The 14,706-nt window shown below is 38.1% G+C and carries 7 protein-coding genes and 1 pseudogene; 1 reads left to right on the plus strand and 7 read right to left on the minus strand.

The window, feature by feature from the left end:
• Entirely contained in the window at positions 1-3,687 is a 3,687-nt protein-coding gene (tamB, locus tag ACTRWE_RS09790; protein WP_350314712.1) for an autotransporter assembly complex protein TamB, read from the minus strand.
• On the minus strand, positions 3,687-5,414 hold the full coding sequence (locus ACTRWE_RS09795) for an autotransporter assembly complex protein TamA (RefSeq protein WP_262976821.1): 1,728 nt from the start codon (positions 5,412-5,414) through the stop codon (positions 3,687-3,689). Before ACTRWE_RS09795 ends, tamB begins: the two co-directional genes overlap by 1 nt.
• A gap of 192 nt (positions 5,415-5,606) precedes the next feature.
• On the opposite strand from ACTRWE_RS09795, the gene ACTRWE_RS09800 reads away from it, so the two are divergent.
• Entirely contained in the window at positions 5,607-5,939 is a 333-nt protein-coding gene (locus tag ACTRWE_RS09800; RefSeq protein ID WP_138686877.1) for a ribonuclease E inhibitor RraB, read from the plus strand.
• Positions 5,940-5,975: 36 nt separating this feature from the next.
• Here the strand turns inward: ACTRWE_RS09800 and ACTRWE_RS09805 are convergent, their stop codons facing one another.
• From ACTRWE_RS09805 to ACTRWE_RS09825, 5 genes and pseudogenes are all read right to left on the minus strand, one after another.
• Positions 5,976-7,727, minus strand: coding sequence for a DEAD/DEAH box helicase (locus ACTRWE_RS09805; protein ID WP_462879931.1), 1,752 nt, complete (start codon positions 7,725-7,727; stop codon positions 5,976-5,978).
• A gap of 398 nt (positions 7,728-8,125) precedes the next feature.
• A pseudogene (locus ACTRWE_RS09810) lies at positions 8,126-8,368 on the minus strand (2OG-Fe(II) oxygenase family protein); the annotation flags it as partial.
• Positions 8,369-8,373: 5 nt separating this feature from the next.
• On the minus strand, positions 8,374-9,243 hold the full coding sequence (locus ACTRWE_RS09815) for a class I SAM-dependent methyltransferase (protein WP_462879923.1): 870 nt from the start codon (positions 9,241-9,243) through the stop codon (positions 8,374-8,376).
• Positions 9,244-9,302: 59 nt separating this feature from the next.
• Positions 9,303-11,918, minus strand: a complete 2,616-nt coding sequence (locus ACTRWE_RS09820; protein ID WP_462879924.1) for a TonB-dependent receptor domain-containing protein — start codon at positions 11,916-11,918, stop codon at positions 9,303-9,305.
• Between the two features lie 417 nt (positions 11,919-12,335).
• Positions 12,336-14,684 (minus strand): DNA polymerase II, encoded by a 2,349-nt coding sequence (locus ACTRWE_RS09825; RefSeq protein ID WP_462879925.1) that lies wholly within the window; start codon positions 14,682-14,684, stop codon positions 12,336-12,338.
• Positions 14,685-14,706 lie beyond the last annotated feature (22 nt).

The following is a 14,706-nucleotide window of genomic DNA, read 5'->3' on the forward strand; positions in this document are numbered from 1 at the left end:
TTAGTCCCAATCAAACTTATACAGTATATCTACGTTTTGGTATAAGCCACTGGTTATTTCTATGTATAGTTTAGAGAGTAACTGGTAGCGCACAGCCACTTCACTGAGTGAGTCGAACACCCCGACACTGTACTTAACCTGTAAGCTTGGGGCTATATAACCCGATATCTCTACTTTTGTTTGTTCACCACTGCCTTTAGAGCTTAAGCTTACATCAGATAAACCAAAGGTTTCACCCACCTTAGAAACCACTCCCTCACTGCGACTCACGCCTTGAGAAAGTAATAATTGAGTTAACATAGCATCTGTAGAGCTGTCGCCCTCTCCTAATGGTTGCCCATTGAGTAAATAGGCTAAGGCTTGGGCTTGATCCATCGCAGGCTCAGAAAATACTTTTAACATAGGTTGCTCAACACTGCCGGTTAAAGTCACCCCGGCAATCACACCATCAGCGGTATTATCTGGGTTACGAATCGCTTTAATGTTGAGATACGGTTTGTCGATTGCGCCACTAAAACCTACTTGCCCTGTTCTAATTATCAAGTCTTGCCCGAAGGCTAAATACGTCCCTTCTATTAAATTAAGCTCTCCGGTTGCAATAATTGGCGTACCTTGGCTCATTTTAAGCGCTAAATCACCAGTTACTTTAGACTTGAGTCCAAACGATTCGACTTTTACATCATTTTTTACTGTTACTTTTAAGTCTACATCATAATCAAAAGGGACTTTTTTAGCCGCTTGTGTTTTTTGATCAATAATTATTTCATCATCGCTTACTTGCACCGCGCCCTCGGGCAACTCTTCAATTTCTATACGCCCATAAGGTACAACCACTTCACCAACAAGGTTAAGCGCGTTATCTGCTATGCCGATTTTTAGATCGGGTGATACTTTAAATATCACACCCTGCTGCGCTCTAACAAAAAACTCATTGCCAACAACTGCAACATTAACCGCGGGTTGCTCACCTTGCCAATCAACATCACCGGTAAGTTTAACTTGCCCGCCTTGAGGATCACTTAAGTTACCTTTAATCGTTGCCGTGGTTTTATTAAATAAAATATGTATATTAGAGTCTTTAAGTGCAACGGGTAATTGCTCTCCCTCTAAATTAATGTCTGCTATATTAAGCTCACCATCTAACTGAGGATCTTTGAGCGTTCCTGCTAATGTAACCTGTCCGCTGATTGCCCCTTTAAGTTGCTCAAGCGTATCTAAAAATGGCTGAATGTCTGAGAGTAAAATTTTATCTATATTAACGTTACCAGAGAGTGTTTGTGTGTTTTGAATGTCGTCAATATTTATATCGGTAGCTATTTTACCTAGCACACTGGATGCCAAGTTAGCTTTAATTTTACCAACTTGCGAATCTGAAAAAGCACGAATACTGAGTGTTTCTATTGGGAGTTTAAATCGATCCTCTTCTGAGGTTAGCACTGCATTTAATCCATTAGAATTTACATTAGCTCTGAGTGTTTTAAGTGCACCTGACTGCCAATTAGCAGCAAAATCACCTGTTAAGTCTCCGCGTGTGCGAATATTATCTGGTAATAAGTGCTTAAGCTCTGCAAGTGAGAGGTTAGCAAGCTTTGCATTAAACTGCCCTAGCGCTTTTGTTTGCGACAAGGTATCTATACACAACTTACTTTGAGCTGATTGCCAACAATGAGCACTCACATCAAAATCCCCGTTTTGTGTATTCACCATAACGGATATTTTTTTAGTATTATTAAAACTCAGCTTTTTATCACTAAGGGTTATGTCACTTAGCTCACCATTCCAAATGGCATTTTTCATTTTGCCATTAAGCTCAAGTTCCACCGCGCCTTTTTCGGCATCAATCGACGCGCTAAGTTGATGATCTGTTTTATCACCACTGGCAGCTATGTTTATATTATTAATTTGCTGCCCAGCGACCAGTGCAGATGCAACATTAACACTGAGATCAGTTTGCCAATCAGCGGCCGTATCTAGTTGAGATTTTATAGCAAGTTTATTAATGTTTATCTCATTAAAAATAAAACGCTCTAGTATGACGGCTAAGTTAACCGAAGGGGTTAATCTGTTGCCGCGTACTTTTAAATCCGCTTTACCGTTAGTAATAAAAGGAAGGTTAGCCTGCTCATCACTATTAAGCGTGATATCACCGTCAACTTGCCATGTATCATCTACCTGCCCATTCAAAGTTAACTTGTTAGCACCACTACTTAAATAAAAACTATCGATATCCGCTTTTAATTGATTATCTAACTTAAAGTTTGCAGCAAACTCTAAGGGAACGTTGTTTAAAAAGCCAGCTAGCTTAGTATTGTTCATTTGTAGCTGCCAGGTATCGGCTTGAGCGTTAAATACGCCTTTAAACGTCCCTGAAACATCACTGGTTAGGGCATCGGTTAAGTATTGCGCTTTTAAATTTGATAAAACGCCGGTAAAGTCCGCTTTAATTCCCTGTTGCCAATCAAGCTGTGCTTGAATATTCGCAGCGCTATCGTTAGTTTTTAAAGCAAGCGTTTCAAGCGTTGCCTTGGTTAGTGTGCCTTTTAGCTGAGCATTTAAATCTACACTTGGATAAGCATCTAGCTGAGTATTACCCGTTAAACTTAATTGATAGTCGTTAGCATTACCTTGGGCACTTAAATTGATGTTTTTAACCTTTAGCTCATTATTTTGTGTATTAATAAGCCATTGATTAATTTTGCCATTAACACTAAAGGGATAATTTTTCTGTTTGAGGTTGGCTGTTGCTCTCAAATTTAAAGGAAATAATCCTGTGGTATCAAGCGCAATGTTAAGCTTGGCTAGATCACCATTTATATCAAGAGTAGCTCTGTGTTCATTCCCTTTTAAGCTAATGTTGCCGTTAATAGGCATAGCCCCTTCCAGTGTTGCATCAAGCTGAGTATTTAACTGCCACTGCTGATAACCTGCCGATAGTGACTGTACCTTAATAGTGGCATCTTCTACGCTCATTTGCAGGGCAATATCATCAATTGAATAGTGTTGCTCGCCCTGATTTATTGTCACGTTGGTGATATTGAACTGCTCAACATTGATGTTAAGTGGCGAGATAAAATCGATATTGGGTAAAGCTGGTAATTCCTTAATAGCCATTGTTGTTTGTTGATTAGCCGCTGCTTGTTGAGCTGCGGTTTGCTCTTTTAATACCACATTAATACGAGGAATGGTTAAGCGTTTAATTGTAACATCAGACCCTTCAGCCTTTGCCGACAATTGCAGAGTGTTAAGTGTTACGTTTGCACTTGAATGATTTAAAATAAATTCATCAATAGCTAGATTTTTTAATGCAATATTAAAGGGTAAGGTTATTTTTTTTAATGCTTCGGTTGGCGTATCGTCTTTATTCTCAGCGCTTTTTGGCAAGGTTAATTTAATCGACTTAGCGCTTAAATTATCAATACAAATACCATCACATTGCCACCAAAATAAATCTATCTTTAGTTGCTGTGCATTAACGCTTACGCCATTTTGGTCAAACTGTAAGTTAAACGTGTCATTGTATAAAAATCGGCCATTTTTTATTTCAATGGTTAAGCCATCAACCAATTTATTCGCTGTATAAGCAAGCAATTGATTACCTGGGGCGGTAAACAAAACGCAAAACAGTGTAACTAACAGCGTTGCTAAAACGGCGCTAATTATCGCCGTTACTTTTTTAAATACTGACATTAAATTTCAGGCCCTATGGTAATACTTAAACGGGTACTTTTACTTTCTTTTGTGAGCCCCCACGCGTGATCAACTCTTATCGGACCAACCGGTGTTAAATAACGAAAACCAAATCCTGCACCTACTTCAAATTGTTCTGAAAAATCATTGGTTGCGGTCCCCCCATCAACAAACAGCGCAGCTCGCCAATTTTTAGCAAATTGGTAGTTGTATTCAACGGTACTCGCTAATAAATATTTACCACCAATACGCTCACCCTGCTCGTTTTGCGGAGAAATCGACTGATAAGCAAAACCCCTGACACTTTGATCGCCACCGGCATAAAATCGCAAAGAAAATGGCACGTTATTTATATCATTAACAATCATTGCGCCCACGTTTGCTTTTAAAAAGATCAGATGGCGGTCAAGGTAAGTACGTAACCAAGCATGCTGTAATTGAACTCTAACCAAATTGGTACTTGAGAGTACGCTATCGAGTCCAAACTCAGCTGAAATAGACCACTGCTCCCCCCAATAAGGTGTGGTGCCACCCTTTGATTGTTTACGCGCATAACTGATCCCAGGCATTAACATTTCACTTGTTTTTTCTTCGTCATCCCCTATGCGGTAGGTTTCTTGCTCACGCCTTAAAAAAGCCGTTCGTACCCATTTATGCTCAGTTAACCACTGGCGCTGTAACTGACCTGTTAGTATTTCACTGTAGGTTTCATTGGTTAATTCATCTTCCAACTTATAACCGACAGAAAAGCGCCATAAATCATCGTTCGGATCATTCACCGGCACGGTGTAAGCCATGGAAATATCTTGCTGTTTTTGAGAAACATTTAAATTGCTTTCAAGATAGTGCCCGTTATCGGTGATCCATGGTTTACTCCATTTAAAACGTACTTTCGGCCCTAAATCTGTACTAAAGCCACCACCAATTTCATAACTATTTTCTGGTTTATGTAACACATCGACTTTTATAGGAACTTGCTTGTTTTTTCTCGCTGTAATATCGGCGTAAACACGCACGCTCTTAAAATAAGGGGTACTTGATAAATCAAGATTATAATCGGCAATATAGGATGCTTTGTACGACTGACCCATTTTAAATGGCGCCAAAGAGCGGATATATTTTTCGGCTGGAGTATTTCTGGCAATTAAAATATCACCAAATTGATAACGAACACCGCTATCAATAGTAAAAGTAATGGTTGCGCTGTGTTTTTTGAGTGATACTTCAAATTTTCTAACAGGCCATTTTGCATCGAAATATCCATACTCTAGCAACACTGACTCTATTTTTTTATGCGCGCTGCTATAAACCCCATGATTTAAAATATCACCTTGTTTTAAATTAAGATCTTCAATCGTTTTTTGAACGAACGGATCCTGTTTTGCTTCACCATTAACCGTTATATTAAGTGACTCAATACGTGTGGCTGGGCCTCGCTCTATATTTACAACAAGTTCGCGCTCGTCTTTATCAAAATCAATATTTACTACTGGACTATAATAACCTAAGGCTTTGATACTGTTCTCAACTTGCGTTTTTGCATACCGACGAAGTGTACGGGTTGGTTTTTCACCAACAAGTTGTTTTAAATAAAGTGCAACGTTATTTTCTAAGTCACCACTGATCCCTTTAATTTCATAATCTTCAATTATATTTTCAGAGGCAATAGAAGACAGGCTTACTAATAAGCAAAAAAAACAAAAAAACTTTAAAAGCTGATTGAACAAGTAAATATCCTTACTGTGGTATCCATAAAATAAACCGCTAGACAGAGATATACTACCATAGCCACAATGAGCCTAACATTAACTTAATCGCAATTAACACTCAAAGATGCAGTCAAAATTTAGTACGCGTTAACGGTTTATTTTGGTTACAATAGCTATAACGAGTACAAAATAAAATTAATGAGTTTTTTAATGCAATTCCCTGATGATGACAATGGCCAGCTACTTGCTGAAATTTCCGCCGCTGGTGTAGATTTAAGTAAAATGCAACAAATTGATTTTTACATTTTATTTGAACAACAGGTTGATGCCGAAAAATTTGCAACTGAGATTGTAAATGATGCATTAGTGCAAACTGCTGATGTGGAAAAATGCAACGATACCGGCGTTTGGGAAGTAATTGCCCATGTACAAATGGTGCCTGAACATGCACTGTTAGGCCAAGCAGAACAATACATTGAAAGCATAGCGAACAGCTTTAATGGCTATGGTGATGGCTGGGGATTAGACGCAGAAGAGGCATAATCCCTAATTTAAATGATGAATGATATCCAGCTTAGTCTATCGACTTAGCTGGTTTGCTTTTCTAAAGCAGCCTTTATAATCAAAAAGTTTATCTGCTACTTTCCAGCCATATTTTTTACTTTTTCGCGCAATCACAAAATCCGGTGGTATTAAATCAAACTGCGCTTTTATAACTTGCTCTGCACTGGTAAATTCAATGGGTGATTGGCCCTGACCTACACGCTTACCAAACTGCTGATTAAAATAATACCGAGCCCCTTTGTTTGATAAATCAAAAATTTCATCACAACTGGCTCCGTCTTCATCAAAATAAGTGATTTTTAATAACTGCTCTTTTATTTTGCTTACACTCAAGCCGCTACAACGTAGAACTAATGCGTCTTTAAGATTCAATGCATTGCGCAGCTTATCATCAGGGTCGGCCATCACAGCGTCACAATCATGGCATTTTCGAGCAGCAATATCATTTTGTGCGCCGCACTGCTCACACTCTTTAAAACGAAAGCGGTAATCGCATTGCTCGCTTAAACCGTTATCATCTTCTAGCAAACCTTTACAACGCCTACCAAAGTGCTCGATTACTTTGCCATCAGCATCTGTTTTTCCCCAAAATATATTGGCAAAGCCACACCCAGGACACAGCACTTGCACGGGTTCATTATCGCTATCGCCTTTTTTATCTCCCACTTCTGGGTAGAACAAGTCAAAGCCATTACCCGCATAGTCAATCACTAAACAATCATCTTTACCCTCAGCTAACCTCAAGCCTCTCCCTACAATTTGCTGGTATAAACTTACCGACTCCGTGGGGCGTAAAATAGCAATAAAATCAACATGGGGTGCATCAAAACCCGTTGTAAGAACCGATATATTTACTAAATATTTTAACTGTTTAGCTTTGAACTGCTTTATTATTTTATCGCGTTCGCTATTCGGCGTATCCCCCGTGATCAGCGCACTGTAATCCTCTGGTAGATAAGTCATTATCTCTTGTGCATGCATAACCGTAGCGGCAAAAATCATCACGCCGTAACGATTTTCACTGTATTGTATAACCTGTTGTAAAATTGTTTGAGTTGCACGAGTCGATTTTTTTAACAGCGCATTCATATCCTCATTGCTATATTGCCCAAATGCATTACTACTTAAAGATGAAAAGTCATAATGGCTAATCGCAGCATCAACCTCTTTAGGGGGAGTTAAGTAGTTATGCTTAATCATATAGCGCAAAGGTAATTCAAAAATACAGCGTTTGAATGGGCTTTCCTTATTACCACGCACAAACCCATGGTAATGATGCTGATAAATCCAGCCTAACCCAAGGCGGTAAGGCGTTGCTGTTAAGCCTAATACTTTTAATTCAGGGTTGTGAGATTTAAGTGCATTAATAACCTTACCATATTGGCTTTTCTTTTCGCCATTCACTCTGTGGCACTCATCAATAATGAGTAATGAGTAGTGCTCATTAAGTTTGTCTAAATTACGCGATAACGACTGCACACTCGCAAAAGTGACCTGATGGGTTAACGACTTCTCTTTGAGTCCTGCGGAAAATATACTCGCCTCAAGACCAAAGCTTTTATATTTTTGAGCATTTTGCTCAACCAATTCTTTTACGTGCGCCAACACCAATATTTTTTGTTTAGCGATACGCGCAAGTTCAGCTATCACTAAACTTTTACCCGCACCTGTAGGCAGCACAATGACAGCAGGATCATTGGTTTTTCTAAAGTGTAAAACGGTGCGTTCAACCGCCTCGCTCTGGTAGGGTCTAAGGGTGTAGGTCATCAAAGGTAAGAATTCTTAATCTAATTAATGGTTAATTTTTAGAAAGACAGCTTTATTTCACATTCGTTTTAATATTTATATTCATAAATAATCAGCTAACTTTGAAACTATTTATAAATTTAGAGCACTATATTATGTATAAATATAAAAAATACCCTTAATCAAAATGATTAAGGGTATTTAATTACATACTTAACTTATCTGCAATTCTAAGGAACTTTATTAGTATAAAATTTTTATACTAATAAATAGTAGCTTTAGAATCTGTAAGTAGCTTGTAGGTAGGCAAAACGACCGATATTGTCATAAATCGCTGAGCCTGCGCCCGTACCGGTTGAGCCCGGTAATCCACGATTGAATAAGTTATCAACACCTAACTTAGCACCGCTTAAATAATATTATTTTAAGTTAAACCAGCCAGTAATTGAGTATCTTGCAGCACGAGCAAATGGAGTTACATAAGAAACAGAATGTGGTAATTGCACATCAAAAAGAGATAAAACATTACTTTTAGGCATAAACGTCTCTGTCAGCTTTCCATCCATTTCATAAAAATGTAACAAACCACCCCAGTCTGGGTGCCACTGTGGTGTAAAACCAAAAAAAAAAGCGATTGCTCTTTGCTTTGTAGGGAGTACATCAAATGCTATTTTTTATAACCCTTATATAAACAGCCTATCTTTTCTTTGTTAGAGTCAATTAAATCAACTTTTTCAATTTCGCACAATTCTGATAATAAAGAGTAAACAGTCGAGTTTTTATCTGCAGCACTTTTTAAATCTTCCAGTCTATAAATTAGTCCATCTAACTCTGATTTAAACAGGGAAAAAGCTTTATTCAAATCTATAGAGCGATTTTTTAAAATGAATTCATAAAAGTTAATTAATAGTGTTGCATTAATAGCATGCGGATTAATTTTTTTATCATCATTAATCAGTTTATTTAAAGACGCTGAAAGTATAACCTCGTTATCAGAATTTTTTTGAATAGCATTTATAATATCTGAAAGAATCGGAACCATTGTTTTTTTTACTCTTCTTGCTGAGTCTAAAATTATAATATTTGGAACAACAATGTCTGAGTCTATATTGTGACATATAATCTGCACAAGACCATTTGGTTTTAGTACCCTTAGCATTTCAATAACGCTGACATTTATATCACTATATTCTAATGCAAATTGTGATATAACGGCATCAAAGTGTTCATTTTCAAAAGGAAGTGCTTCAGCATAAACACCCGATAAAAAATCTCCTTTAATATATTTTGTAGTATTTAAGTTTATAGTTGCAGGATCAATACCTGTAAACTTTATATCCATGCTTACATTTTTTTGAATAAGATCTATCAATGCCCCATTGCCGCTGCCTATATCTAAGACTTTAGAGTTCTCTTTTAATTTTTCACTAAACTCTAACCAGCAATTTTTAAGCTTACCCGTGTAGTTACCTTTAATATCTTGGCCAAAAGAAGTTATGTAACCTTGTTTCCAATAATCACTCCAATAAGCTTTCATATTATCTCCAAATAAAAAAAGGGCTGAAGATCAGCCCTTTTTAAAATTTAAATAAAAGTTTAGAAACTAATTGTGTAGTTTACACGGTAGTCACGACCAAAGTTATTATAAAGATCTTGGTTATCCCAAGTTCCTGCTGAAGAGAATACAGGGTCTTCATCAGTAAGGTTATTAACAGTAAATGTCACTGCGCCTAAATCACCTGCATTGTAAGTATAAGTTAGGTTATGAATTAACCAACTATCTAACCTACCATCTTGCTCATAGAAACCATCACCATCGCTATCTAACTCTGTTTCAGATGTGCTATCGGTGTAAGTAGAGTTCCAAGAAACTGAATGATCTTCATATGACCATGAAACCGTAGCAACTGATTTTAATTTTGGTTGACCAGACCAACCAGTTGTATTTTGCACTACGCCGCCAACTTCAGAATCGTATGTAAGTACAAAACTATTAACGTTGCTGAAACGTAAATCACCGAAATCAGTTTCTAAGTTAGCGTTAATTGTAAAGTCAATACCTTCAATTTCAAAACCTGCGCCGTTAAAATAAGATGTACCTGCCTCAATTAAAGTACCTGAAGCAGCACGTTTCAGATAAAAAGTTTCATTTGATGTATCTGCATCTGGTGAAACTGCAGTAATTAAGCCTGCAGCTTCATCACTAATAAGGCTTTGTAATGACTTAGATTGAATTACGTTGTCAACTGAAAGCATAAAGTAGTCGAGTTTAAAACTTAAATTGTCATTTACATCCCATGCAACACCAAGGTTAGTGTAATCAGACGTTTCTGCATCTAACTCGGAGTTTTGTGTGTAATAGGTATCATACTGACGAGAAGTCGTTGAGCCATTATTATAATCGATTGCTGCTTCCGCAGAAAAAGTACGTGCTGCATTTAACAAATCGAGACCTGGTGCACGGAAAGATTCTGAGTAAGAGCCACGAATAACTACACCTTCAGCAACGTCCCAACGAGCAGATATTGCAGGTGCTATGTTGTCACCGAAATCAGAATAATCATCATAACGGGCTTTTAAATTTACTTCAATTGTTTCGGTTACAGGCAAAACAGTTTCGAAGAACAATGCCGTAACGTCACGTAGACCTTCAGAAGAATTACCTGCTGAGCCACCGATACGACCCGCTTCTGATTGACCATCGTAGATGTCAGCATAAGTTTGTTCAAAGTACTCAGCGCCTACATAATGAGATATAGTACCTCCGGGAAGCTCACCTAAGTCAAACCCAATACCTGCAAAGTACTGATCAAATGTAGATGAAGACTCCTGAAGAGTTGTTGCTTTCATGTTTGCAACACCTTCGTCAGAACCAAGGTCGATATCATTTTGCTGGTTGTAAGCAAGTCCAGAGTATGACAGGTAATACTGACCTACTGACTTATTATCAGCTTTATTGCGGTGGTAATAAACTTCCCAAGAAGCATTGTTCCAGTCTAAATATCCACGAAGGCCGGCTGTTAGATCTAGGTTATAATCATCAACATTACCATCACGAGTACCAATACCGACCCAGCGGAAGTAACCTGTTGTTTCCTCACCGTAAGGGTTATGCTCATTATCTGCAGCCATATTATTCCATGGAGCAGCTGGTGGAGCATAACGGCCAAACGAAGAATTTTGTACAAACATTGCTTGACTGAAGAACTCTACATCTTCAGATAAATCATAGTTAGAACTTACATACAATGTACTGCGATCTATTGATGCTGTGTTGTAAGAAACATTACCAAATGCATACATACAATACTCTGAGCCAGGGCCCCAATCTTCATTAGCATCTACTCTACGGAACGTATCTTCGCCGTATTCAGCAATTAAGTCATCACATTTTAAAGAAGCTGAAGCTGTTGCAAAATCAGGAGAAACAACTGTCGCACCATAAATAGACCAACCTACTGTGTCTGCTGTATAAGCTTCGATGTCGCCATCGCCATCTAAATCACCAATTTTTGCTTTGGTATAATCACGAGCGGCGTCACTGATACCTTTACGTTTTTGATGATCGAATGAAAAAGTAATATTACCTTTATCATTCGATATACCACCAACAACAGAAAACTCAGTTGAGGTAGTTCCTTCATCTTGATCACGTTGACCAGCACCAATATTAAAAGTTAAGCCTTCGAAATTATCTTTTAAAATTACGTTTACAACACCTGCCATCGCATCAGAACCGTAAATAGAAGAAGCACCTTCAGTCATAATATCAATACGCTCTACAGCTGCCATTGGGATAGCATTAAGGTTAGCTGATGCACCGCCTAATGTAGGAGAACCTGGAAAACGGCGACCATTTAGAAGCACTAGAGTTCGACGTGAGCCAGCGCCGCGCAAGTTGATCGTCGCTTGAGACTGTGCAGAACTACCTGAACGTTCTGAGAATGAGCCGAATGAGTTCAATGAACTTGAACGGAGAGCATCCGCAACAGTGAAGTCACCTTCCATTTTTATATCAGCGGCAGTTATTGAAATTACTGGTGAAGCACCTTCAAGATCAGTACGCTTGATACGTGAACCTGTAACCTGGATACGTTCAACTTTTTCTGCGCCTTCTTCTGCAGCAAATGAACTTGCTGAGAAAGCAGCAGTAGAAGCTGCACCAAAAGCGATCGCTAAGCGAACTGCTTTTGAAACTTTGTTATTTAACATTTGATTCTCCCTAGAATACTATTTGTTTTTGTATTTTTTTGATCACACCTTGTTAATTAATTTGTGATCACGCTTCAGATGATAATACTATGAACACAAGGTGGTCAACATTAAATTAACTTTAAAAGCACTTTGCATGACTTTTCATTATCATTTTTGGCGGTATTTTATTAGTTTTTTAAATTAATTTATGGATACGATTTAGAAACAAACTTGAGAATTAGAAACAACATCATGGTAACCAATTGATTTTTATGAGTTTGAATAAATGATTTTTTTAAATTACGCTTTGTATTCTTTTTAGATAAAATTGTAACCAAGGCCACAATTGTTAATTTATCTTTAAATTTTTTATTCACCTTTGAAGTTTATAGGCGAATAATTAACTATAAAAGACTTTTTAAGCTCATAGTTAAGCTAAAACAACGAGGCTTGTGTAGATTCAGATGTTGTGTTTAATGCGCTTAATATCATTTGCGCAACAGGGTCGAGCTGTCTTTGAATGTACAGTGGGTAGTTCAGTATGTTTTTACCGTTATAAAGCTCAGCGCCGGTTACTGCGTAAACATATTCAATCACCTGCCCGCGTTTTATTTCAAACTCAGGATGATTCGCTTTATATTTTTTAACAGCTTGAACATGAGGAGGAATATTTTTGATGTAATCGTTAAGGTGCTGCCCTAACCGCTTTCTATATACTAATTTACGGTCGAACTCACCATTATAAAGTTTTTGAGTGTAGCTATTTATAATATCGTGCAGTTGTTGTATTTCGAAGTTGTCAGTAAATAACGTCTCAAATAATTCGGTTTGAAACTCTTGTGCAAACTCAGTCCAATCACTGCGAACGGTTTCCATACCTTTAAAGACTAACTTTTTTTCATTATTTTTGGTTACTTGCCCTACATATCGCTTTTTAGAGCCTGTTTTTTTACCTCGTATAGTTGGCATAAAAAACGGACTGTAATGAGTTTCAAATTCAATTTCTAAATAACTATGTAAATCATAGCGTTGTTTTAAATCAGCTTGCCACATCGTATTAATATGATGAACAAGTTGGCAGCCAATTTCGTTGCATTGCTCAGGGCTTTTATCTTCACAAAGTTTTACAAACGTAGAGTCGGTATCACCATATATCACCTCAAAGCCTTGCGCTTCTATCCATTTACGGGTTGTTTGCATTATCTCATGACCACGTAACGTGATAGAACTCGATAAACGGGGGTCGTAAAACCGACAACCCTTAGAGCCGAGTACGCCATATAAACTATTCATAATAATTTTAATCGCTTGTGAGAGCATAGGTTGATTAGACTCTTTTGCCTCTTGGCGAGTTTGTGTCAGGTGTGCAATTAATTTTGGCAAGTGGTGCTGCGTTCTTGAAAATAATGCCTGATTAAATCCTTCAACCGCATGCTCTGGTGCGTTTAACCCTGCGATTAAACCTAACGGGTCAATACAAAACGTACGCATAATTGAAGGGTATAGGCTTTTAAAATCAAGTACCAAAACGTTTTTATACAGCCCTGGGGCCGACTCCATCACATAGCCACCAGGGCTCTCAAATGAGAGCCCATGATCGCCTAAATTGGGAGCAACATAACCACTGCGATGTAACAGAGGTAAGTATAAGTTTGTAAATGCGGCAACCGAGCCCCCCATGCGCTCCAGCTCAAGCCCTGTTATTTTGGTTCTGACAATGGCAAATTCAAATAGCTTTAATTTTTCGAAAATTTGATTAACCAAAATACAATCTTGACGATTATAAGCCGCTAGAGAAAGCTTATCTTCGTTAAATTGACGAACAATTTCAGTTAGTCGGTTATCGGTTTTTATTAATTTAGATTCGTTAAGCACACGCTCTGCAACATTGGCTAATGAAAAGCTGTCAAATCGGTAAGTGGCATTTTTTAATGTATCAATGCCATCAATGACGCACCGCCCTGGGAGCGTTAATCGGGTGTAATGGCCTTTATTAATATATAAAGGTTGATTATCTCGGCCAAAGTTTAGAGTAAGCCCTAACGCCTCTGCGCGTTCTTGCAATAAACTAAAATCAAAATCAATGACATTCCAACCAATAATAACATCGGGGTCATTATTTATAATGTACTGCTGCAGCTTGGTAAGTAGGTTAATTTCGTCATAGCACCAGTCTATTTCAAATGTCGAGTCGCTCTGCAGCTGCGGCTCACCTATCATCAATACGCAATCTAGACCATTTCCCACCAGTGCAACACTAAATAACACCCCGTCCCCATTACATTCTATATCCAAAGAAACAGACGTAAGCGTTGGCGTATAATCGGTGTTTGCTTTTAACTTTGCGTCACTAATTTCAATAAAGCCGTTTTGAGCTTTGGCGTTACCCGCTACCCACACACCTCCTTTAATAAAGCGCTCCATTAAAAAGCGGTCGCTGTGGCGTACATCGGCCTCATAAATTGGCATTGCTTGTTCTAGTAGAGTTCGCGCAGTATATAAACTATGTATGTCGTTGAAGTAACAAGCCACACACTCGCTGCCACTAAAATGGCACAACTCAACCTTATTAAATTGCGCTTTTATATTTGCCTGTGCGAGTAAAGTATTTGCAGTATGTTGCGCTGACAATGGGATGAAAAACACTGCCTGCTGGTTTTCAATAATAACTTTAAGTGGGCCCTGATCAGAGCTTAGCCAATAGCACAAAGTAATACCTTGTGCATTTTTAGCCGCGTATTGTTGCCTTGATAAAATAAAGCCCTGATAGATTGCTTGTGTCAATGTTCGATCCCACTTAATATAT

Source organism: Pseudoalteromonas sp. G5_S1_54_S4, assembly GCF_054968565.1.

Bases quoted from the DNA above. Each gene is read 5' to 3' on its own strand.
- ACTRWE_RS09820 (WP_462879924.1), bottom strand. From the start codon at position 11,918: ATGTTAAATAACAAAGTTTCAAAAGCAGTTCGCTTAGCGATCGCTTTT.
- tamB (WP_350314712.1), bottom strand. From the start codon at position 3,687: ATGTCAGTATTTAAAAAAGTAACGGCGATAATTAGCGCCGTTTTAGCA.
- ACTRWE_RS09815 (WP_462879923.1), bottom strand. From the start codon at position 9,243: ATGAAAGCTTATTGGAGTGATTATTGGAAACAAGGTTACATAACTTCT.
- ACTRWE_RS09800 (WP_138686877.1), top strand. From the start codon at position 5,607: ATGCAATTCCCTGATGATGACAATGGCCAGCTACTTGCTGAAATTTCC.
- ACTRWE_RS09805 (WP_462879931.1), bottom strand. From the start codon at position 7,727: ATGACCTACACCCTTAGACCCTACCAGAGCGAGGCGGTTGAACGCACC.